Genomic DNA, 21,753 nt, shown 5'->3' with positions numbered 1-21,753 from the left:
CTCCAGATCGTTTACCATCTGCCGGATAAAAATCCCCCGGTAATCACCTTCATAAGCAGGGTACATGTTTGCAAAAAGGCCGAGTGTGTACAATGGGTTTTTCCCCCGGCTGACAGGATGGGACAGATCCCTAATCATCTCATTTCACCAGCACAAGGAGCGAGTATCCGCCAAATATCCTGACGGTAAGATCGGGAGCGAGCGGATAGAGAAGCCGGCGTGGTACGCCAAGCATTTTATCCTTCATACCATAGTCGTGACAGGGGAGCCGGTATCCTGCAGTATACTGAAAATTCACAATCTCGTACCCAAGATCCCTCAGCATCTGGAGAGCTGTTTCCCGGGAGAAGAAGTGGAGATGGCCTACTTTTCTTTTCTGGCCAAGGTGGAATGACGGGTAGAGGGTGGAGATCGCAAACATCTCAAGGGGGATATGTAAAATCTTATACGGGCTTTTATTCTTGAGGATTCGCAGGAACGCAAAATAATCTTCAAGGTGCTCAATAAGATCGATCAACAGGATCAGATCAAAGGTCTTTTCTTTTTCTTCCGAGATGTCAGCGAGCTGGAAGGTAAGGTTCGGGTTGGTGTGCCTGTTCGCGAAATCAATTGCCTGCGGGGATATGTCATAGCCGGTAAACACGCAGTTTTCATCCATCTTCAGCTGGAGCTGACGGAGAATTTCCCCGGATCCACATCCGGCTTCGCATATTGTCGACGGTTTTATTCCCTGTCTCCGAATCATCGAAAATATCTGATCCGCTTTCCATGCTGCATCCTCGGCACCCCAGCCCGGGTTATGTTTGAGGTACTGACCGTTTGTGTACATCTCATCTATTTTCATGCCAGGCTCCCACTCCGGTCAGATCACACCCATCTCGCTCAGCCTTGCCGGCAAATACTTTTTCGTGACAAAGTCCAGCCCGCGGGCCGCAAATGCCTGTTGTTCTGACTTTAAACCAAGTTCGAGCTGCAAATTGATCTGCTTCTTCCAATAATCTGTCGCAAACCGGGGATCGGTCAGCTCCGCATTCAGCGCCTCGATATCCTTCTCCGACAACTTGTCCGACGGCAGGTTGTAGTCCCGGATATCGCTGGGCTGAAGTCCCAAAAACTGTGCCTTAGGAGTTGCAAGCAGCTCGGACATATGTGCACTCTTGATCGCACCATATGCAACCGATGCGTAGATCCGGTATGACCACGGGTCGCCATCAGTAAAGACGAGTATGGGGAGATCCCAGATCTGGCTGATCCGGTTGAGCAGTCTCCGCGTGGATCGGGCCGGCTGGCCCTTGAGGTGGAGGAGGATCGCGTTGTACTCCTCGTCGAACCCGTTCTCGATCAACCGGTCGTACATACCGCCGGTCTCCATAGCGATGACAAACTTTGCATCGTGATCCACAAATTCAAGATTCTCCACGTTGTTCGGGATGGAATATCCGGCCTCCCCCACATCGTCCTGGCAGTGGATGGTCTTGAGGCCGCGCCGTGTCGGCTCCCGGATCCGCATGGGCCCGTAGACGGAGGCGCCGTTCTCCTCGGGGCGGAGGTGGAAGCCCTCGCGGGGCACATCGGAGATGATCTCGAGGTCTTCGACAAGGAAGTTACTCTCGTCCTGCGCACCAAACTTCGCCCGTTTCCAACCCTCGGAGATGTAATACATTTCTCTGAGTGTTGAAGACCGGTTTTCGATGAGCTGCTGTTTGACAAAACCGATCACGTATGCCATCTTCAGGAGATGCGTGGCGCTCTTTGCCGTGGCCGCGGTCCGCAGGCTCTCCTTGTCCCCGTACTTCCAGACCTCGCTTGCGTCATCGTACTCAATGTTATACTTGGTACGGGTGGGGAGCGAGATCGAGGGGATCTCCCCGCCTTTCATTTGGTCGTACCAGGCAGATGCTATCGCGAGAAGCGCCTTCATCGAGCGTGCGTCCAGTTCCTCTTTAGACATCGAGATCCACCACCATCTTCTTGTTGTCCTCTATGCCCCGGATGTCGAGCATCCCTCCGCCCTTCCCGGGGTAGGCGACGCGCCAGACCGTCTGTTTGGGGATTGCCATCTTCCAGACCTTCGTGAACTGCCCGTCCATCTCGGTCGAGAACGCCGGCGGCATATCCGCGCCTTCTGCAGTGTCTGCGGAGATATCGTAGACCGAGATCTCGACATCGGAACCGGTGTAATTGTTCACCTCGATGGTCACGTTCCCGTCCCGCGTCCACTTCTTGGCGATCAGTTTCCGCATGAGTTTTCCTTCGATGGGGGAAGTGTCCACGAGCGGCTTTTCCACGATCTCGCTCACCTTTACCGCGATCTCGGGGATCACCGCGCAGACAGCCCGGGCCCGGTCTTCGGCCAGCTTGTTGCGGTCTCTCCGCGAGAGAAAGGTCTTGAGTTCCCGGCCCAGGTCCTGGAGCGCGAGCACGATCTCCTTTTCAATCTCCGGGATGCTCGCAATTGCATCCTTGCTCTCACTGGTGAACGGCACATTGGTCGAGGCTACGTGGACGAGGATCAGGACCGGGCCCATGGGCAGGCCCTGCTGGGAGATGGTGTATGCTTTCCAGTTGACATTTGCGATACATTCGGTGATCGCACAGGCGCCCTGCTGGTACATGAGCGGGACGCGGTTTGCAAACCGGAGGATGGTCGCGTTCCCTTCGGGTTCAAGCCGGCCGCCGTACCCGATCGCAGCCTCCACGGCAAACGGGTGCCCCGAGTAAACCGAGCTCGGGCGTGTACGGGCCGCAACAAAGTCCATCTGGAACTCCTTGTCAAGACCGCGCCGGATCAAGTCTTCACCGATGGGCGAAAGGCACTGGGTGGTGGGCGGGGCAGGGACCGCCACTGCCTGCATAGCGGCAAGGAGGTTCTTGAGTTCGTCAGCGGAGAGGCCGGCCACTTTTGCGGCAGGTTTGAGGCCGGCACGGTCGCACATCTCCTGCGCGGTCTTCTTACCTACGCGTGAAAAACCGTTCACGAGAAAGTCAATCAGTTTTCCTTCGCCTACCGCGGCCATGCGCTTGAGCTGCCCGAACTCGATCCCGTGCGGGTGGGGCTGGATCGCCACCGGGCATGCGATCACTTCCTGGCTCACGCGTTCGAACGTGAATGCCTCGTCATCCAGTTCCACCCGGAAACGGGCATGGGGGTTCACAACGGATGTGTACTTGAGGTACTCGAGCAGCTTCTTCTTCGCTGACATCGTGCTCTTGAACTCGATCTGGACACGGGTACCATGGATCCGGTCCCATTCGAAAGGCTGCTGTGAGATCACATCTGGTTCGTTCGTCTCGATCCTGATCTGTATCTCGAACTTATGCGCAGGCTCCTTTGCACCGGTTCGCGAGATAACAACCGTGGGAAGGCCGCTCGTCAGCTGTGCGTAGAGCACCGCAGCCGAGATCCCGATCCCCTGCTGGCCCCGGGTCTGCCGGATCTGGTGGAACCGTGAGCCGTACAGGAGTTTCCCGAACACGAACGGGACCTGGGCAGGGACAATTCCCGGGCCGTTGTCCTCAACGATAATCCGGAAGATCTCCGGCCCGGTCTTTTTGATGCTGATGTAGATATCGGGCAGTACCTGCGCTTCCTCGCAGGCATCAAGGGCATTGTCCACCGCTTCCTTGATCGTGGTGATTACGCCCCGGGTGGGCGAATCAAAGCCCAGCAGGTGCTTGTTCTTTTCGAAAAATTCTGCTACGCTGATGCTGCGCTGCTGCTTTGCAAGCTCCTCAGCAAGTACGATAAGCCTTCACCTCGGCAATTGCCGCGGCCGGGTCGAGTGTCTTCTGCTCTCCCGAGTGGAGATCTTTTAAGGTCACCTGCCCGGCGTCTGCTTCCCGTTTGCCGATCACGACCGCAAAATCCGCGGTCTTTGACGCATGGGCAAGCTGAGCCCCCAGGCCGCGGCCCATGAGATCCATCTCTGCCCGGATCCCTGCATTACGGAACTGGCGGGCAACAGAGAGCGCGAAGCTGCGGCCCTCATCTGTGCAGACAATGCCGGCAATGGTATCTTTTCCCACAGGGACTTCTCCCAGCGAGACCATCACCCGGTCAAAGCCGATCGCAAAGCCGACCGATGCGACATCGTCCCCGCCAAAGATGTGCGCGAGCCGGTACGCCCCTCCCCCCAGGATCTGGTTCTCGGCACCAAGGTTCTGGGCAAAGCCCTCGAAAACCATGCCGGTATAGTAGTCCAGACCCCGTGCGATCCCGAAGTTGAGGGAATACCGGACACCGGCAGCATCAAGGATTCCCATGGTCTGCTCAACGCGCTCCTTTTCAGGAATAGCGTCAGCGATCTCAAAGGCCTCCGCGAGCGTGCGGCATTCCACGAGAGAGGTAAGTGAATCGTTCAGGTCCGGCTTTCCCATGCCGGCAAGAATCGCAGAAAGACCCTCGAAATCCTTCTTGTCCAGGTGTGCCATCACCCGGCGCTGGGCTGCCGGTTCAAGACCGGCAAGGAGGCTTTTCATGAAGGCAAGGTGGCCGACTTTCAGGTCCCAGGTAACGCCGGTGGCGTTGAGGGCCTCTGAAGCGAGCATGATAGCTTCCGCGTCGGCCATCGCGGTGTCAGCCCCGATCAGTTCGGCCCCGAACTGCCAGAACTGGCGGTACCGCCCCTTCTGCGGGCGCTCGTACCGGAAACAGTCGGCAAAGTAGCACCAGCGCAGCGGTTTCGGCGCGACTTTTGCCTCGTTGATATACATCCGGATCACGGCTGCCGTGATCTCGGGACGCAGGGCAAGTTTTCTCCCCCCCTTGTCCTCAAAGACGTACATCTCCTGCATGATCCCTTCGCCCGACCGGAGCGTGAAGAGATCGAGTTCCTCGAACTCGGGCGTGCAGACCTCCCGGTACCCGAATAGTCGCGCCGCCTCGCGCATCTTTGCCTCGACACTGCGTCGCGCTTCCATCTCCTCGGGAAGGAAATCCCGTGTGCCTCGTGGTTTCTGGATCATGCCTGTAAAATCCCTGATAGTTTATTTTTTGCCGCACCCTTATTTTTTGTCCGGGAACCGGCGCGGTGCGCTGCCCAGGAGGCGCACGAGCGTGCTCTCATCTCCCTTCCAGACCTTCTCTTTCTCGATCCTGCCCTGCAGGTACAGTGCCGCAAGGATAATGGCGAGGCCGAGGAGCTCGAAGGCATCCCCTGCAATCGCGCACAGGACGCCAAACGTCCCAAGAGCCCCGTAGAGCACCCCGTGGTACGCTGCTTTCCGGTATCCGGGCAGGCCGGTCCGGAAGAAGATCCGCGCATCGCGCAGCCAGAGCAGGATCACTACAGCGCCGCCAAAATACGCTACATAGAGCAGGTACGACATGGCAATGAACTAACTTATAACACGCCTCTCCATATCTGTATTATCACACCATGCGCGCAAATCCAGTTCTCTCATCGGTCCTTGAGCGGTACAAGAACGGCGAGATCCCTCTCGAAGCCGCAGCAGAGGAGATTGAAGGGCTCCGGATGGAGCTGGTTGGGGATTTTGCGTGCCTTGATCTCGGCCGGGCGGTCCGGTGCGGGATGCCCGAAGTGGTGCTTGCGGAAGGAAAAGATGCGGCACCCCTTGCGGAGATCGCGGCCCGGCATGCGAAAGCCGCCGGCCGCTGCATACTCACACGCGTGGATGCGGCGCAGGCCGCCGCTGTTGAGGAGCGGTGTGCGGGCACGGGGATTTCCGTGGAGCACCGGGATGCTGCGCGGGTACTCGTGCTCTCGAACGGGATCGCGCCGGAACCAACCGGTGGCGTGGTTGCGATCATTACCGCAGGCACTTCGGACATCCGGGTCGCAGAGGAGGCAAAGGTGATCGCGGAGGAGATGGGCTGCACGGTCAGGACGGCCTACGATGTCGGAGCGGCCGGCATTCACCGGCTCTTCCCGGCATTAAAGCCCATGATGGATGCTGATGTGTTTATTGTCTGCGCCGGCCGCGAAGGTACGCTCCCCGCGGTGGTTGCCGGTCTTGTGGACAAGCCGGTTATTGGTGTCCCCGTAAGCACCGGTTACGGGTACATGGGCAAGGGGCGGGCCGCTCTTGCAAGCATGCTCCAGTCATGTTCGGTCATTGCTGTCGTCAATATTGATGCGGGATTTACCGCAGGCGCCTTTGCGGCCCGGGTTGCAAACGGGGGTGGAAAACCATGAAGCGGGGATTTTATGTGGGCCGGTTCCAGCCATACCACAACGGCCACCAGGCCGTGCTCACCGAGCTTGCCGGGACATGCGACGAGATCATTATCGGTGTAGGGAGTGCCCAGCTCTCCCACACGCTTGAAAATCCGTTTACCGCGGGAGAGCGCGTACTCATGATCACGAGAGCCCTGACAGCGCTCAAATGCCCGTACTACGTCATCCCCATTGAGGACGTGCAGCGAAATGCGCTCTGGGCCTCCCATGTCATGTCCATGACACCGCCGTTTGATACCTGTTATTCTTCCAACCCGCTCGTTGTTCGCCTCTTCTCGGAGGCCGGGATCGCGGTACAGTCACCGGCCATGTACGAGCGCGACCGGCACAGCGGCACGGAGATCCGTCGCCGGATGCTTGCGGGGGAGGAGTGGGAGCACTTAGTACCTCCAACGGTGGTGACCGTGATCCGCGAGATCGATGGGGTGGAACGACTTCGCCAGATCTCGCGGGACGATTGAGGTGACCGCGAACCATTTCTTTGAGTGCGAGCTAATCTCTTCTCCAGTACCCGGTATCCTTGTGCCGGTCCGTTATTGAGGATCCCTATGCTGAAATTTCTCAAGTCTCTCCTTCGCTCGTCCCCGGGCAGCGCGATCACCCTTGCAGAGCGCGATGTGCCCTCGTGGCTCTCAGACCGGGAGAAAGAAGCGCGGGCGGTGCTGGAGGCAGAGGTTGCCGAACCGGTGCAGGCAATCCGCGCCACCGCAGCCCGCCTCCAGCTGACGGTCAATAACCTCCAGGACGCTGACCAGGATCATGAGGCCCACCCCCGGATAAAAAGCATTGCAAAAAACTCGCTCCCGCTCTTTCTTAAGGCAATGAATACGTCGCTTGCGCGGGAGCTGCCGGATGATCCCCGGGAGTTTTATACTGCTGCGGTCGAATGCGTCAGGGGCTGTCTCAATGCCGTGCGCGGCCAGGGCCGGTACCTCACCGTGGCGCTACCCGAGGAAATGAAGGAGATCCGGACCGGAATCGATACGATTGGTCACGAGATCAATGCAATGACCAAGGTCCTGGGGAGGTTCAATGAGGAGATGGCCCGGATTGCGGTGGCCCGGGATATCTGCAGCACACTCTCCGGGGCACGGGCAGAATACCAGCACTCGTTTGCAAAGGAGGAGCGGATCCGGGAACGCCTTGCCGGGATCGTGCAGCGCCTTGACGCGATTGCTGCTGAGACCGCCCGGCTCTCTGCGGATGAGTCCCTCCATGCGCTCGATGACGGCCGGGCCCGCTGTGCCGGACTCGGAAAGGAACGCGATGATCTCGGCAGGCGCTATGCTGCGCTCACCATGACGGCCTCCCATGTTTTACGGAAGGCGGAGAAGATCGCGATACGAAAGAAACTGTCAAAAGAGGTGCGCATCCTCAAAGAGGCCATGGAGATCCTTTCGAACCATGAAATCGCCACGGCCGAAGAGGTCACCGGAGTCCTTGATACGGCCTGCCCAATCGTGCAGAAGATGATCCGTGATGGTGATATCCTCCTGAAAAATCGTGAGGAACGTGCAGTCTTTACCGACACGGCCGCGTTCTCCGCGGAAGTGAGCGGACTGTGCATGAAATACAGCGAAATTGCGGAACAGTACAGGAAAGAAGAGGAGGTCCTGCTCTCCCACCCGGTACCTGCCCGGCTCCTCTCGCTCGAGCGCGAGAAGGGGCAGCTGGAAAGCATGCGTGCCCACGAGGAACAGGAACACCGTGCCCTGCTTGCCTCACGAAAGGAACGTGATGATTCAATCCCCCGGCTCCGTGAAGATCTTGCAAAAAAGTTGGGAGAGATGAGGGGGGAGACGGTGCAACTTCAGGAAGACGAACCAGCGTGAGGGTAAGACCCTGGTCCGCTCCTGGGATGGTATTTTCTCTTTTTTTATGCGAACAAGTCTTCTGTATCTTCGATGATCAGTTCAAGGCTGTCCTGGGTAAGGTCTTTTTCAATACTCCAGCCCGATGTGCCTGCACCCGGGACGTGCCGGCCCGGAAATTCCCGTTCTTCAGGGGAGCCCCCGCCGGCTTCCCTCATCTCCGGGCCTCTTTTCCCATGAAATCCGCGAGCTCGCTCTGGCCGCCCGGGAAGGCGTCCGACCAGCCATAGCATTCGTGGAGCATCTGTGCAATCACATCGCTGAAGGTCATGTTGCCGCGTTTGAGCGCAAGCAAAGCCTCATACACCTCGGGATCAATCCGGATCGATCGTCCCTCGCCTGCACGAGGCATAATTACCACTCTGTGGTAACCATATATAAAAGTATCTCAAAAATCGCAACCGGCTTTTTAAACAACCGCTAAAATCTCGGTAAATCAGGCGTTTCCGGTACGGGCCGTACAGCCTGGATGCCCGGCTCAGGCAAACGGGGCACCGCAGCGGCTCGGGCGGGCGAGCCTGATAAAAGTGAACGCAGTCCCGTCAAGGAACGCAAATTCCGGCCGGTCCCCGTGGCACCCGCCAATCCTGAAAAGGGTCGGCATGTCCATGGGTACCCGGGCCACATCGATCCGGCTGCTGCTCCCTGCAGGGTCCTTCTCCGGGATGTACCGGATCAGGTGATCGTTGATCCCTTCCGGCGTCTTGCGGCAGCAGACCCGGGTGTGCTGATGACCGCAGACCATAAACGAGAGCCCCCGCCGCTCCAGCGCTTCGAAGGCCATCGAAGCCGTATAATGGTAGCCGGTAAAGGAGTCGCCTGCCGTGTGCGAAAGCCGTTGCCAGCACTTGAGCCGGAGTGTCTGGGTGCCGAGATCGAGCGGCCCGCCATGGACAAAGAGCACGCCCTGGTCCACCCATTCCATGGGCATGTCGGTAAATATCCCAAGGAGCGGCGAACCGCGCAATTGTTCGTGCCTGAAGGTGCTGATCTCGTCGCTCCCCGAGACCGGGACGCCGTTGAGATAGGCATGGTCATGGTTGCCAATCACGGAGATGAGCCGGAACTTCCCGGAGAGATCTGACATGAGGCTGAGCGTAGGTTCCGGGCAGTTGCCCCGGTGCAGGAGATCGCCGAGGTTGATGATGGTATCTACAGGCCCGAAGCGCTCCTGAAATGAGGGGTCCTGGATAAAGGCTGCAACGAGGCCGAGGGCATCAGCATCGGCATGTACATCAGAAAAGACAACCGTGCCCATAGATCAGTGGATGGATATTGGTCGTTCATTCTCTTATATACCCGTGATGCCCCGGGTTCAATCAATACCGTTTTAGCGATCGGAAAGGAACGGTTATGTCTGATTTCCGCACAAGTACTATGCACCAGCACGAGGCCTGCTGCAGCGCCTCCGCGCATACAGGAAGCATGAGGAGATACCATGGAGACATTTCTCAAGGATTATATCGAACGGATCCGCCCAGCCTTCAGTTACCTGCCGGAAGAGACCGGGCACACCATTGCGTCGGCGTTCTTCTCGTTCAAGTTTGAACTGTACCAAAAAACACTCCGGGAGTGCGCGGCAGCCATTGCGCAGGTACCCGGTAACGGGCCGGGCACAACCCTGAAAAAAGCGCTTTCAATTATAAACACGTACGCAATTGCCTACGCGAACGCCCAGGTCCGGCCCGAGTCCGTCCCCCGGTTCGATGAAACCGATCGGTCGTATGTTGCGATCAGCCTCGCACCGGAAGTTAACGAGGATCCGCTTACGCTCGATCTTGACAACGCTCTCCTGCTCATCTACGCGACAGCGGTGATCAGCTCTCCTGACGATGAACAGGCGCTCGAAGAGCACCGGAAGTTTGTCATCAGGATGCTCGAAAATTACAAGAGTGCGCTGGGCCTGCATTAAAAAAGCGTAACCCGGCCTGCCTCATGCGGTCCGGCAACAGGCACGAATTTATCCCTTTTTCATCGTAGAGCGATCGTGCCGGGCGGTGTGTTTTTCTGTTTACCGCCTGAACCGGTAAAAAAAATCAGTATTTGTACCAGCGCCCTTTGCTGTCATACTCCCCGCTCATCTGCCGGGCCGGAGGGGGGGTTGCCTGGCCTCCGGCCATACTGCGGTAGAAGCAGGCCTTGTATGCCAGGAGGAGCGGGACAATGAAGAGGAGAGCAATGAAGATAACGGCAGCCGTGACCCACATGCCGTCCGGGCCGATCATGCTGATCAGCTGCTGGGGGGTGACGGCTGCAAACTGGGTCTCGTTGTACTGGGCCAGCGGCGCAAGCTTATCGTAGAGCAACCCCTCCCAGACTATGGCAAAGACAAAGACGTCCGCAAACACGAGGAGAGCGCAGACGACAAAAAAGCCTAACACCGCTCCTGCATTGCCGGCGACAAGCCCGATGCTGCGGCGCAGGGATTTAAAGACCCCGAGATCTTCGAAAACGGCAGCCGTGTCGCAGAAGAACGTGACAAACAGCGTGGGGATCATGACCAGGAAAGCAAGAAAACCTGTAACGCTGTAATCCATTGAATCTCCTCCTGTCATGATAGTCACTGTCATGATTAGCACAAAGGCAAGCAGGAGCGCACCGGTGATCACGATCCACGGCAGCAGCACCCGGAAATAATACTGCACTCCCCCGCGTACCAACTCCCCGGCCCCGGTTCCTCCCGTCCTGATCAGGGCAAAAGTACCGGCAACACACAGGACCAGCACCAGTGCAGCGAGGATGAGGAGCCGGCTCGTAAAAAAGGTGCCATAGGTATTGTACAGGATCCAGAGAAGTGCAGCGAGCAGTCCCGCGACAAAGCCGGGAACCCACAGCACCGGCGCCCGTCCGGTTGTCCGGACAGCCTCCTGTAACTCGGCGAGAACCATGGGTCACCGGACCCGGGGCATGGCAACAATCTCCCGCACCTGGAGATCGAAGAAGCTCGCCGTGTATGCCGGGCGGATCACGCAGACCGTGTCCGCACCGCTTGCAGTCCCGCCAACTGCCACTACCTCCTTTTCGATCCCGATGGCACCCTGATCGGCAGCGATCAGCACACACTCTACGGCTACCTTCAGCCCGACCGCAACCACGCGTCTGAGCGCCTCTGCGATCGCCTCGGTACGGGATCCCCCGCCAACCCGCGGCGACCGGGAGAGTGCCCGTTCGAGACCGGAGAGGGCATGGGTACCGGTTACGATCTTTACCCCCTGTTTGCGGAGCTCCTCTGCGGTCGCGTCCGAAAACTCCCATTCCCCGGCCTTCACAAAACCCCTCACGTGGGTGACGACTACAAGGGAGAGGCCCGTACCCTTCATCGCTTGAAAGAAGACCTGCGCGGTCTCCCCGGAGCTGCTCGCCACCACCACGGTTGAAAGCCCCAGTTCCTTTGCCCGCTCAACGGCAAACCGGGCTGCATCTCCGGTGTTTGCCGGGCCCGGCTTCTCAAAATAATAGCAGGTTTTTGCAGTAAACGCCATAAGTATCTTTTAATAAGCTGCCATGAAAAACTTTGTCAGTTTCTTAAAAAGAACAATACGGTATTATTCCCGTGGGGCCGGCACTGCCGCCTGCGGGTGCCAAAAATTTCCCATCTTTGAGGAGATACAATGATCACCCTCGCGCTTGCAGGCAAACCAAACTGTGGAAAGTCGACCTTTTTCAAGGCGGCCACCATGGCGAACGCAGAGATCGCCAACTACCCATTTACGACCATCAATCCCAACTTCGGTGTCGCATACGTGCGCACCACCTGTCCCTGCCGGGGCCTCGATCTCACCTGCGGCCATTGCGTTGACGGTGTCCGCTTTGTAGCGGTGAATCTTATCGATGTCGCCGGGCTGGTTCCCGATGCGCACAAGGGCAAGGGCCTTGGCAACCAGTTCCTCGACAACCTCCGGCAGGCCGATGCGATCCTGCACATGATCGATGCGAGCGGCGGGACTGACAGCGAAGGAAACCCGGTAGGTGCCGGGAACCACGACCCGGCTGAGGATGTAAAGTTCCTCGAGTATGAGATGACCATGTGGGTGTACGGGATCCTCGATAAGCACTGGTCTCACCTCTCGCGCCAGGCCTCGGCCAAGACCTTCTCCATCCACCAGGGTATTGCCGAGGTCTTCACGGGCCTGGGGATCACGCCCGAGGACGTGCATGATGCCGAACTCCGGTTAAAGATCGATCTTGTCCATGCGCAGATGGAGAGCCTGGTACCGTTCTGTGCCGAGATCGTAAAGATCTCAAAGCCGATGCTTGTTGTGGGCAACAAGATCGATGAGACACCCGATGCCCTGCGGGAGAAACTGGCTGCACAGAAAGTCGCGTTTGTCAGTGCTGCATCAGAACTGGCCCTGCGGAATGCTGTGGCAGCAAAGGTGATCACGTACCTTCCGGGCGATAAGGAGTTCAAGGTAAGCAACGGAGTCACGCTCTCCCCTCCCCAGAAGGCAGGCCTGGTAAAGATCGCCGATGTGATGAAGAAGAACCACGGGACCGGTGTTCAGGATGCGATCAACCGGGCAGTCTTCGAGCTGCTCGACCGGATTGTCATCTACCCGGTGGAGGATGAGCACAAGTTCTGCAACAAGCAGGGAGATGTACTGCCGGATGCGTTCCTGATGAAGAAAGGTTCGACACCGCACGACCTCGCGTTCCAGGTCCACACCGATATCGGGAAAGGATTCCTGTATGCGATCGATGCCCGCACCAAGATGCGTATCAAGGAGAACCATCTCCTCAAGGATGGAGACATTATCAAGATCGTGAGTGCCGCGAAGTGAGCGCCGGCGGACGGCCGGGTGTGACGGGTGTCATACCGTTGTCAGACAACGCCGCCGCTCCTGCGCGAAAATTGCCCTTTTTTTCGCGATTTTGGCCCGATTTGGCCCCCTTTTACCACAAACCTTATAACATGACCCAGTGTATAGGGGAATTACCTGAATAAGGAACAGGAGGTGAATCCATGGGAGGAGAAATCTACCAGGCACAGGTGATCCGGAACTTCTTTGACACCATCACCGGCACGGACAGGAACCTGACACGCATCTACATGTGTGTCATGAGCCTCGCGAAGCTCCGCATGGAATCCCCGGAAAAGATGGCGTCCCTGCTTGACCAGCTCAAGAAGAGCAAGGTCAAAAAGGAGCTCTCGATTGACATCCTCGATTACGTCTGCGATGCGGCAAACGAGCTCGAGCTCGCGAGCGTCCAGACTGCGTTTGGTGTCAAGGATATCAAGGACGTGGCCCAGGACTTCAACGCGGTCAGCCTTGACAGCCTCTAAATTTTTTGGCTCTGGAGAAAATCCCTTTTTAACTATGCCCCCCTCTTGCGGTGCATTTGGTATTACCCGAATAAGTGAATCTTCAATTGTTCCATCTTTGTGTGCAGGTAATACGGCATCATCGCTAAGCGGGGGATGCCAAAGCGGCGGGGGCGGCAGCCCCCGGGAGCGTTTATAATCTCGTTGGAATATCTATGGAGCAAATTTTTTCTTCTCTTTAAAAACAATAATGGCTGCTGCTGAAGAGTGCACTTGTCGCAACTATCTCTTTCCATCTCCCGGGATTGGGATTGCAGTATTGATTCCAACCTGGTTTAGAGGATCTGGATGTACATGGTGGGATACCCCGCACAAGGGCTTCTCCTGACCTGTCCGGAACAGGGATCTTTACCACGCAATACCATGCGTCACAAAGATCCAGTACAATACGACCGCAAAGAGACCGCCGCCAAGGGTAGCAAGGAAGTTTGTCCCTGCATTTCCCAGGAATCCCTTGTTTTCGAGCAGTGCCCCGACAAGGCTGTCCAGGTTGGTGCCCACAAAGCCCGTGATTGTACAGATAACCATCATCCATGGGGTAATGACATGGAGACCGAGTGCAACAAGCGAGACCACGAGACTCCCGCCCAGAGCTACCATTTCCCCGGTCATCGTGACCCCTCCGTTCGTCCCGATCGGTACTTTGCGGAGCGTGGTGATCATATAGGGAATCCCGCCGGTCACTCCAATCTCGCTTGCCATCGTGTCCGCTGCTGCTGTTGCCACGCACCCGACATACATCACGATAAAGACCGGGTGGACAAAAACGCCGTAGAGCACGGCGGCTGCACAGGCCACGATCCCGTTGGCAAAGACATTCCGGTACCCCCGGGCCCCGCTCCTGCCCTGCTCAACCCCGATCCGTTTCTTGTACTCAAATTTGTACCGGGTGCAGACCGAGCCGAGGATAAAGAAGGTGAGCATCACCAGAAGCCACGTGGCGTCTGCAAAGACGAGCAGGATGAGGCCCACAAGGGCAATCGAGAAGAGGCCTGAGAGATCAGCAGTCTTCGCCCGGAACGCGAAATACCCGAAGACAAAAGCAATAACAACAGCAACGATCACGATCTCGATGTCGGCCGTGTAATTGAGCTCTTTTATCAGGTACATTGTCATCGCTATGCCTATCCCTTCGAGCACGAGCGAGTCCTCGAAGCGCAGCAGGATCACCTTGAGGAGCACTGCGGCAATGATCCCGAAGATGACCATGAGAAAGGCATTCTCGTGGAGGTAGACCATGACCAGGATCCCGGCCCATGCCGTGGAGACAATGTAGTAGAAGTACGTGTTGAGATCATCGGTCCCCGACTGGAAGACCAGTTCGCCAAGTGCTATCATGGCCATTGTTGTGGCAAGGACCAGAAATGGCAGGAGGTTGACCGCGTACAGGCCGGAGAGAATGCAAAAGACGTACGCTAAATATTTCAGGTCAAAGAACCGCCAGAGGATGAGGGAGGAGAGAATAATAATAAGGGCCATGAGCCACGAGGACCACAGCGACTGCACGTACGGGCCGGCAAGGATGGCACCACCGGTGAGCGCTGCTGCGTATCCCAGTCCCCGCTGCTTTGCCATTGTCAAGATATGTGATCCCGGATAAGAAGAGCCTTATCGTTTTTTCCCTGCGGTGCATTTCCTTTCCCACGGGCAGGGGACGATCACTATATTTTGTGCAACAACCAATCCGGTACGGAATGGCTTCCTCTGACGAACTTCCCAAAAATTACGATTTTGCCGAGGTGGAGGAGCGCTGGCGGAAGAGCTGGCGCGACGAGGACCACTATTTTGACCACCACTCGAAAAAGCCGCAGTTTGTGATCGATACGCCCCCGCCTTATCCCACGGGCAATTTCCATATCGGCAATGCGCTGAACTGGTGTTACATCGATTTCTTCGCCCGGTACAAGCGGATGAAGGGCTACAACGTGATGTTCCCCCAGGGGTGGGACTGTCATGGCCTCCCCACAGAGGTAAAAGTCGAGGAACTCAACCATATTACCAAGAACGACGTCTCCCGCGAGGAGTTCCGCCGGATGTGCCGGGAGCTCACCCTCAAAAATATTGAACAGATGCGCCTTACCCTCCGGCGCATGGCGTTCTCCACCGACTGGAGTAACGAGTACATCACGATGATGCCGCAGTATTACTCGAAAACGCAGCTCTCGTTTTTGAGGATGCTTAAATCCGGCTACATCTACCAGGACGAACACCCGGTGAACTTCTGTACCCGGTGCGAGACGGCTATCGCGTTTGCCGAGGTCTCCTACGAGGACCGCGAGACGCAGCTCAACTTTTTTGATTTCGATGGTGTGGAGATTGCAACCACGCGGCCGGAGTTGCTTGCCGCCTGCGTCGCGGTTGCAGTTCACCCGGGCGATGACCGGTACCACAAGCTGAAAGGTAAATCCCTCAACGTCCCGCTCTTTGGCCACGCGGTCCCCGTGGTGCAGGATGAGGCGGTTGACCCGGCATTCGGTTCCGGCGCAGTAATGATCTGTACATTCGGGGACAAGCAGGATGTCCACTGGTGGAAGCAGCACAACCTGCCGCTCCGGAAGGCCATCGACCGCACGGGAAAGATGACCGGGATATGCCAGAAGTATGCCGGCCTCTCCACTTCCGAATGCCGGAAAGCAGTCCTTGCCGATATGAAGGAAGCCGGTATTCTCAGAAAGCAGGAGAACCTCCAGCAGCGCGTGGGAACGTGCTGGCGCTGCAAGACCCCGATCGAGATCCTCTCGAACCGGCAGTGGTTTATCCGGATCAAACAAAAGGAGATCCGGGATGCAGCCCACCAGATCACATGGTATCCCGAGCATATGCTGCGGCGGATGGAGAACTGGATCGACCAGATGGAATGGGACTGGTGCATCTCCCGGCAGCGGATCTTTGCAACCCCTATCCCGGTCTGGACCTGTACAAAGTGTGGCGAGATCGTAGTGCCGGACGAAAAGGATCTTCCCTGCGACCCGACGCTCACCAAACCAAAACACCCCTGCCCGAAGTGCGGGGGCCACGAATTCAGGGGCGAGGAGGATGTGCTGGATACCTGGATGGACTCGTCGATCTCGGTCTTAAACGTCACCGGCTGGGACGGCTCAGGGAAGCCGAAGATCTTCCCGGCGCAGATCCGGCCGCAGGGCCATGATATTATACGGACCTGGGCATTCTACTCGATCCTGCGTTCGGTAGCGCTTACCGGCAGCAAACCCTGGGACCAGATTCTCGTTAACGGCATGGTGCTGGGCGAGGACGGATTCAAGATGAGCAAGAGCCGGGGTAACGTGATCGTGCCCGAGGATCTTGTGGGACGATACGGCGCGGACGCACTCCGGCAGTGGGCGGCAACCGGCGCTGCGATGGGATCCGATATCATGTTCTCCTGGAACGATGTGATTGCCGCTTCACGGTTCCAGACCAAGATGTGGAACATCGCCCGCTTTGCGCTGATCCAGTTTGGCAAGGAAGGCATTGACGAGAACGCACCGGTTACCGCGCTTGCCGACCGGTGGCTGCTTGCCCGGCTCTCCGATACGGTGGAGAAAGTCAGCACCGCGATGGAGAACTACGAGTTCGACGAGGCGCTCAAGGGAATCCGGGAGTTTGCGTGGGATGTGCTCGCCGACAACTATATCGAGCTTGCCAAGGGCCGGCTCTATGCCGACGATGCTTCACGAAAGAGCGCCTGCCGGGTGCTCTATACCGCGTACGATGCGCTTTGCCGGATGCTCGCACCCTTCATCCCGTACTTCGCCGAGGAATGCTACACGTACCTCCGTAAGGGAAGCGTTCACACACAACCCTGGGTATCGTTCACCTTTGATGACCCCGCGGCACGGGCAGAAGGCGACCTGCTCGTAAAGGTGGTCGCGGAAGTGCGCAAGTACAAGCACGACAAGGGCCTGGCATTGAACGCCCCGCTCGGGAAAGTCACGATCTATGCCCCGCACACGACAAGCGATGAGAACGACACTGCCCGGGCCTTAAACGCGGATGTCCACTGGCGGACCGACAAGGCCCACCTCGAGAAAGTGATCTCCGGCATCGACTTCAACCGGTCCGTGGTCGGCCCGACCTTCCGGAAGGATGCCGGGGCATTCATGGAGGCAGTCAAAGCACTCTCGCCTGAAGAGCTGGCACACCCGCCAGAGACGATCACCGTGAACGGGAAGGATCTTGCGGTCCCGGAGAATGCGTTTATGCCGAAATATTCCTACGTGGAAGAGGGCGCAAAAGTCGATGTAATCACGGTCGGAGATGTGATCGTGACGATTGCGACGAAGGAATAATTTTTTTTAACATTTGTTATTGATGTTTTGTTGAGTACTCACGAAGCGATGGCTCCCCGCCTCAGGGCCCCTCGCGGGGCACGGCGGGGCAAGTGAGTGTCCGGGCGCCTGCTCTTTTCGCTTAGCAATCCCCGTAACCGAATCCGGTTGCGTGTACGGATCCCGGTAAGTGCGTAGCGTAAAACCCGACGAGGCATTTTCTCGCGTCTGGCATCGCATCGTTTCAGCGGCCTGGAAAACTTCTGCGAAATGATTTCTCTCTCATTTCAAAATTGGTTCTTTCGTTTTCCGGTTGCATGCGTCAGATCATTTTTCCTTCGCCCGCCGCGGGAACTCCTATCGGATGTGGTAACTACCCTCCATGGGGTATATGGGGTCAAAAACCCCGGATCCCACGATCTGAGATACCCTAATCCGGGCCCGAATTGAGCCCGGATGGTCCTTTCCGGGACCCCATCGGAGCCCAAATTGGGCTCCGTTTTAAAACAAGCCCAAATATGCGTTATTTTTGCAATCGGACGAATTTAAAGGTTCTCATATACGCGTTTTGCGGGCCGATCTTATACCAAACGGGCAATTGTCCGATCCCGGAAAAAGGGGCCGAAAAAAGGCCGCCATGGCCCTGTAATGGGCATTATATGGGGCTCAATTTGGGCATATTTTAGCAAAAGAAACGATATAATAAGCCTGATTTGTTTCCAAGTAAATCGGACGGTATTACGGGCGTATTTTCCGGGGGATGCTCTCGTTAAATATCTGAAAACAGAATTCCGCGAGAGCCTGATCGAATAGTGTTCCCCGGTTATTTCCTCTTGTGTTTTTTTCCATCGGCAACTACCTGCCGGATCGCATCGGCAACAAAACCGGCAACCTCATCTTTGTCCAGCAGGGCATCCACGATCACAAACCGACCCGGCTCCGCCCGGGCAAATTCCAGGTACCGGCTCTGGACCTTCTCCAGCACCTCGCGCCGCTCGAAGTGCTCCCTCCCGCTCTTTGTCGAGAGGCGGGCGAGCGCATCATCGACCGGGATTACAAGCAGGAATGTCTTGTCCGGGACTACGGACCACCCGTCATGCATGGCCCGGAGCCAGCGCTCCGGTCCCGGGATAATGCCATCGAGCGTGACCGACTGGTACGCAAACCTGCTGTCCGAGTAGCGGTCCGAGATCACGAGCTTGCCGGCTGCAAGCGACGGGCGCACAACCGTTGCAAGGTGAGCGGCATGGTCGGCGACAAAGAGTGTTGCCTCGGTCACGGGATCGATCTGCTCGGCCACAGCCCTCCGCACCGCTTCCCCCACCCACGTAGCTCCTGGCTCGCGGGTGTAGACCGGGTCAAGATCTTTGAGGCGTTCCCTGAGCGCTGCAAGCAGCGTGCTCTTACCGGTGCCGTCAATCCCTTCGATCGTGACTAGGACCATATGCCTCTCCTTATTGCCTCGGCCGGAATGGTGCCTTTATGGAGGGCGGTTGCGATGATGGCACCGTCAAAACCGGCAGCATGTATCATATCGAGATCGGAGGTATTGGCAACACCCCCTCCATACAGTAACCGGCCCGGGTACGCGGCCCGCCACGCGGCGAGCGGCCCGGTTCCTATCCCTTTTTCGGTTCCCACAAAGCCGAGGTTGAGGATAATGCAGCCCTCAAAATCCCAGGCCCGGGCAGCCCGGAGTACGGTCTCAGGAGGATCCCCGCCTGGGATCACCTTTCCGTTTACTACGTCCACGCTCAGGTATCCTCCATGGTACCGCGAGAGATCGGCAATACTGGTCTCGGTGCCGATGACGTTTTTGATGCCGGGTCCGGCAATCAGATCAGAAGGTGTCTTTACGCCCCGGTCAACGTAGCAGCACTCAACAAGGCCGGCACATTCCCGGACCAGCGAATCATGGTTGCCGGTTCCTTCGATCCGGTCGAGATCGGCAATATAGAGGAATCTGGGTCCGATCGCTGTTACAAAACCGACCGGTTCTGCCGTCGGAGAAAGTCCCCAGTCCAGCGGTTTGTAGGTCGCACGCATCCCGGATTTTCCGTGTACGACCGTATTGCGCCGCAAATCCAACGCAAGCACCAGTTCCATCGGTAACGCAACCACTATTAGTACAAAAGATCATTAAAGCTTATGCAATTGTTGGTCAGCCCCAGCTCCATCTCCGAGGCTCACTGTTCTGTCGCTGCCGATATCATCGATGTCAAAAAACCATCCGAGGGCTCCCTCGGCGCAAATTTTCCCTGGGTCATCCGGGAGATCAAATCGTTTGCGAAAAAACCGGTGAGTGCGGCCATTGGCGATTTTCCCTACAAGCCGGGAGGGGCCGCCCTCGCTGCATACGGGGCTGCGTGTGCAGGGGCTGACTATGTCAAGATTGGGCTTGCCTTTTCCGGCAAAGACAAGGCCCGCGAGGTGATCGCAGCGGTTACCCGTGCCGTCAAGGACGAGTTTCCCGAAAAATTCGTGGTCATCGCAGGCTATTCCGATTACGAGCGGATGGGATCGATCTCCCCCTTCGACCTCTCGCCCCTGGCCGCGGAATGCGGGGCCGATTATGCGATGGTGGATACCGGGATCAAGGACGGGCGGAGTACCTTCTCCTTCATGGACGAGGCGACCCTTACCCGGTTCACGAAGGAAAACCGGGCGCTTGGTCTGGGAACGGCCCTTGCCGGCTCGATCGTTTTCGCCGATATCGATGCCCTCAAACGGATAGACCCTGAGATCATCGGGGTCCGGGGTATGGTCTGCGGCGGCGATCGGAACGCAACCATTCGCGAGGATCTCGTAAAGACTGCACTGGCGAGGATACGCTCATAACAATCAGGTGTGCCATGTACCTCAACAAACTGGATGTTCCCCTCTCCCTCACGTTCGATGACGTGCTGCTGGAGCCACTTGAATCCTGGATAGAACCGGCCGAGGCCACTACCAAGACCCGGTTTTCCAAAAACATTCACCTCAATATCCCCCTGGTCTCGTCCGCCATGGACACGGTGACCGAGTCGACAATGGCAATTGCCCTTGCCCGCGAGGGTGGGATCGGGGTGATCCACCGGAACATGACAGCCGAGCACGAGCTCCAGGAGGTCAATGTGGTCAAGCAGGCCGAGGAGCTCATCGAGCGCGACGTGCTTTACGTAGAGGACACCGCAACGGTAGCCGATGCCGAGAAACTGATGCACCAGTACAGTATCGGCGGGGTCCCGGTAGTGGGTAAAGGGAAGATCATCGGGATCGTCTCCCGGCGTGATGTCCGGGCAATCGTTTCCCGCTGCGGCGAGGAGAGTATCAGGACCATCATGACCAAAAAGCCGATCACGGCACCCGAGGATATTACCCCGGAAAAAGCGCTCGAAGTGATGTACACAAACAAGGTCGAGCGCCTGCCGGTGGCAGACAACAAGGGACGGCTGATCGGTATCATCACGATGCAGGACATTCTCGAAAAGCGCCAGTACCCGCGGGCAACCCGGGATAAGAAAGGAAACCTGCAGGTTGCCGCGGCAGTCGGGCCGTTCGACTTCACCCGGGCGACCCTCCTCGATGCCCATGGTGTGGACGCTCTCGTCGTTGACTGTGCCCACGGCCATAACATGAAGGTGGTCGAGGCGGTCAAAAACATCAAGGGCAGCGTGAACGCGGAGGTTGTCGCCGGAAATATAGCCACCAGCAAGGCAGCAGAAGCCCTGCTGGATGCCGGTGTGGACGGCATCAAGGTCGGTATCGGCCCGGGCTCTATCTGTACTACACGGATCGTGGCAGGCACCGGTGTTCCGCAGATCACGGCTATTGCACATGTAGCCGAGCTCGCGACACCTGCCGGTGTCCCGGTTATCGCCGATGGGGGTGTGCGGTACTCGGGTGATGTGGCAAAGGCCATCGCGGCCGGCGCCGATACCGTCATGATGGGGAGCATGTTTGCCGGTACCGATGAGGCGCCGGGCAAGGTGATCACCATCAAGGGCCGGCGCTACAAGCAGTACCGGGGCATGGGTTCTCTCGGGGTCATGAGCTCAGGGCAGTCCAGCGACCGGTACTTCCAGAAGAAGGGGATCGGGGCCACAAAGTTCGTG

Annotated in this window: 22 protein-coding genes; 9 read left to right on the top strand and 13 right to left on the bottom strand. The window is 57.5% G+C overall.

Annotated elements, in window-relative coordinates:
• Positions 1–139: 139 nt before the first annotated feature.
• The 5 genes from VMS83_RS09830 to VMS83_RS09810 are packed head-to-tail and all read right to left on the bottom strand — an operon-like array spanning position 140 to position 5,328.
• Entirely contained in the window at positions 140–844 is a 705-nt protein-coding gene (locus VMS83_RS09830) for a class I SAM-dependent methyltransferase (protein ID WP_325412300.1), read from the bottom strand.
• Positions 845–862: 18 nt separating this feature from the next.
• Entirely contained in the window at positions 863–1,951 is a 1,089-nt protein-coding gene (locus VMS83_RS09825) for a DNA topoisomerase IV subunit A (RefSeq protein ID WP_325412298.1), read from the bottom strand.
• Positions 1,944–3,746, bottom strand: coding sequence for a DNA topoisomerase VI subunit B (locus VMS83_RS09820; RefSeq protein WP_325412302.1), 1,803 nt, complete (start codon positions 3,744–3,746; stop codon positions 1,944–1,946). The genes VMS83_RS09825 and VMS83_RS09820 overlap by 8 nt, the downstream gene beginning before the upstream one ends.
• Positions 3,733–4,965 (bottom strand): histidine--tRNA ligase, encoded by a 1,233-nt coding sequence (hisS, locus tag VMS83_RS09815; RefSeq protein ID WP_325412296.1) that lies wholly within the window; start codon positions 4,963–4,965, stop codon positions 3,733–3,735. Before hisS ends, VMS83_RS09820 begins: the two co-directional genes overlap by 14 nt.
• A 39-nt stretch (positions 4,966–5,004) precedes the next feature.
• A complete protein-coding gene (locus tag VMS83_RS09810; protein WP_325412294.1) occupies positions 5,005–5,328 on the bottom strand; it encodes an ABC transporter permease in 324 nt (107 codons plus the stop codon).
• A 50-nt stretch (positions 5,329–5,378) separates the two neighbouring features.
• On the opposite strand from VMS83_RS09810, the gene larB reads away from it, so the two are divergent.
• From larB to VMS83_RS09795, 3 genes are all read left to right on the top strand, one after another.
• Positions 5,379–6,155: a nickel pincer cofactor biosynthesis protein LarB gene (gene larB / locus VMS83_RS09805; protein ID WP_325412292.1), complete on the top strand. Its 777-nt coding sequence runs from the start codon at positions 5,379–5,381 to the stop codon at positions 6,153–6,155.
• Entirely contained in the window at positions 6,152–6,658 is a 507-nt protein-coding gene (locus VMS83_RS09800) for a nicotinamide-nucleotide adenylyltransferase (RefSeq protein ID WP_325412290.1), read from the top strand. The genes larB and VMS83_RS09800 overlap by 4 nt, the downstream gene beginning before the upstream one ends.
• A gap of 87 nt (positions 6,659–6,745) precedes the next feature.
• Positions 6,746–8,029 (top strand): hypothetical protein, encoded by a 1,284-nt coding sequence (locus VMS83_RS09795; RefSeq protein WP_325412288.1) that lies wholly within the window; start codon positions 6,746–6,748, stop codon positions 8,027–8,029.
• 44 nt (positions 8,030–8,073) lie between these two features.
• Here the strand turns inward: VMS83_RS09795 and VMS83_RS09790 are convergent, their stop codons facing one another.
• The 3 genes from VMS83_RS09790 to VMS83_RS09780 form a co-directional block, all read right to left on the bottom strand.
• Positions 8,074–8,226 carry a hypothetical protein gene (locus tag VMS83_RS09790; protein ID WP_325412286.1) on the bottom strand — a complete coding sequence of 51 codons (153 nt, stop codon included), beginning with the start codon at positions 8,224–8,226 and terminating at the stop codon, positions 8,074–8,076.
• Entirely contained in the window at positions 8,223–8,420 is a 198-nt protein-coding gene (locus VMS83_RS09785) for an antitoxin VapB family protein (RefSeq protein WP_325412284.1), read from the bottom strand. Before VMS83_RS09785 ends, VMS83_RS09790 begins: the two co-directional genes overlap by 4 nt.
• A gap of 126 nt (positions 8,421–8,546) precedes the next feature.
• Positions 8,547–9,326 carry a metallophosphoesterase gene (locus VMS83_RS09780; RefSeq protein WP_325412282.1) on the bottom strand — a complete coding sequence of 260 codons (780 nt, stop codon included), beginning with the start codon at positions 9,324–9,326 and terminating at the stop codon, positions 8,547–8,549.
• A 180-nt stretch (positions 9,327–9,506) separates the two neighbouring features.
• On the opposite strand from VMS83_RS09780, the gene VMS83_RS09775 reads away from it, so the two are divergent.
• Positions 9,507–9,980 (top strand): hypothetical protein, encoded by a 474-nt coding sequence (locus VMS83_RS09775; RefSeq protein ID WP_325412280.1) that lies wholly within the window; start codon positions 9,507–9,509, stop codon positions 9,978–9,980.
• Positions 9,981–10,104: 124 nt separating this feature from the next.
• On the opposite strand, the gene VMS83_RS09770 is transcribed toward VMS83_RS09775, so the two are convergent.
• Positions 10,105–10,956 carry a hypothetical protein gene (locus tag VMS83_RS09770; protein ID WP_325412278.1) on the bottom strand — a complete coding sequence of 284 codons (852 nt, stop codon included), beginning with the start codon at positions 10,954–10,956 and terminating at the stop codon, positions 10,105–10,107.
• Positions 10,957–10,959: 3 nt separating this feature from the next.
• Positions 10,960–11,550, bottom strand: a complete 591-nt coding sequence (locus VMS83_RS09765; protein WP_325412276.1) for a pyruvate kinase alpha/beta domain-containing protein — start codon at positions 11,548–11,550, stop codon at positions 10,960–10,962.
• A gap of 129 nt (positions 11,551–11,679) precedes the next feature.
• On the opposite strand from VMS83_RS09765, the gene VMS83_RS09760 reads away from it, so the two are divergent.
• Positions 11,680–12,849, top strand: coding sequence for a redox-regulated ATPase YchF (locus VMS83_RS09760; protein WP_325412273.1), 1,170 nt, complete (start codon positions 11,680–11,682; stop codon positions 12,847–12,849).
• 182 nt (positions 12,850–13,031) lie between these two features.
• Entirely contained in the window at positions 13,032–13,352 is a 321-nt protein-coding gene (locus VMS83_RS09755; protein ID WP_325412271.1) for a hypothetical protein, read from the top strand.
• A gap of 387 nt (positions 13,353–13,739) precedes the next feature.
• On the opposite strand, the gene VMS83_RS09750 is transcribed toward VMS83_RS09755, so the two are convergent.
• Positions 13,740–14,966 (bottom strand): DUF92 domain-containing protein, encoded by a 1,227-nt coding sequence (locus tag VMS83_RS09750; RefSeq protein ID WP_325412269.1) that lies wholly within the window; start codon positions 14,964–14,966, stop codon positions 13,740–13,742.
• A gap of 119 nt (positions 14,967–15,085) precedes the next feature.
• Here VMS83_RS09750 and VMS83_RS09745 point away from each other — a divergent pair, with 119 nt between their 5' ends.
• Complete coding sequence (locus tag VMS83_RS09745) at positions 15,086–17,680, top strand: valine--tRNA ligase (protein ID WP_325412267.1); 2,595 nt, start codon at positions 15,086–15,088, stop codon at positions 17,678–17,680.
• 802 nt (positions 17,681–18,482) lie between these two features.
• On the opposite strand, the gene tmk is transcribed toward VMS83_RS09745, so the two are convergent.
• Complete coding sequence (gene tmk, locus VMS83_RS09740) at positions 18,483–19,103, bottom strand: dTMP kinase (RefSeq protein ID WP_325412266.1); 621 nt, start codon at positions 19,101–19,103, stop codon at positions 18,483–18,485.
• Complete coding sequence (locus VMS83_RS09735; protein ID WP_325412264.1) at positions 19,094–19,765, bottom strand: HisA/HisF-related TIM barrel protein; 672 nt, start codon at positions 19,763–19,765, stop codon at positions 19,094–19,096. The genes tmk and VMS83_RS09735 overlap by 10 nt, the downstream gene beginning before the upstream one ends.
• A gap of 42 nt (positions 19,766–19,807) precedes the next feature.
• Between VMS83_RS09735 and VMS83_RS09730 the strand changes: the two genes are divergently transcribed.
• Positions 19,808–20,497: a (5-formylfuran-3-yl)methyl phosphate synthase gene (locus tag VMS83_RS09730; RefSeq protein WP_325412262.1), complete on the top strand. Its 690-nt coding sequence runs from the start codon at positions 19,808–19,810 to the stop codon at positions 20,495–20,497.
• A gap of 14 nt (positions 20,498–20,511) precedes the next feature.
• Positions 20,512–21,753: IMP dehydrogenase (guaB, locus tag VMS83_RS09725; protein ID WP_325412260.1), on the top strand; the 1,242-nt coding region annotated here is incomplete at its 3' end.

The organism is Methanoregula sp. (assembly GCF_035543475.1).
In the GTDB taxonomy this organism is placed as follows: Archaea; Halobacteriota; Methanomicrobia; order Methanomicrobiales; family Methanospirillaceae; genus Methanoregula.
The sequence above is the reverse complement of the archived record's forward strand: the minus strand, read 5'-3'. Positions and strand labels throughout refer to the sequence as shown.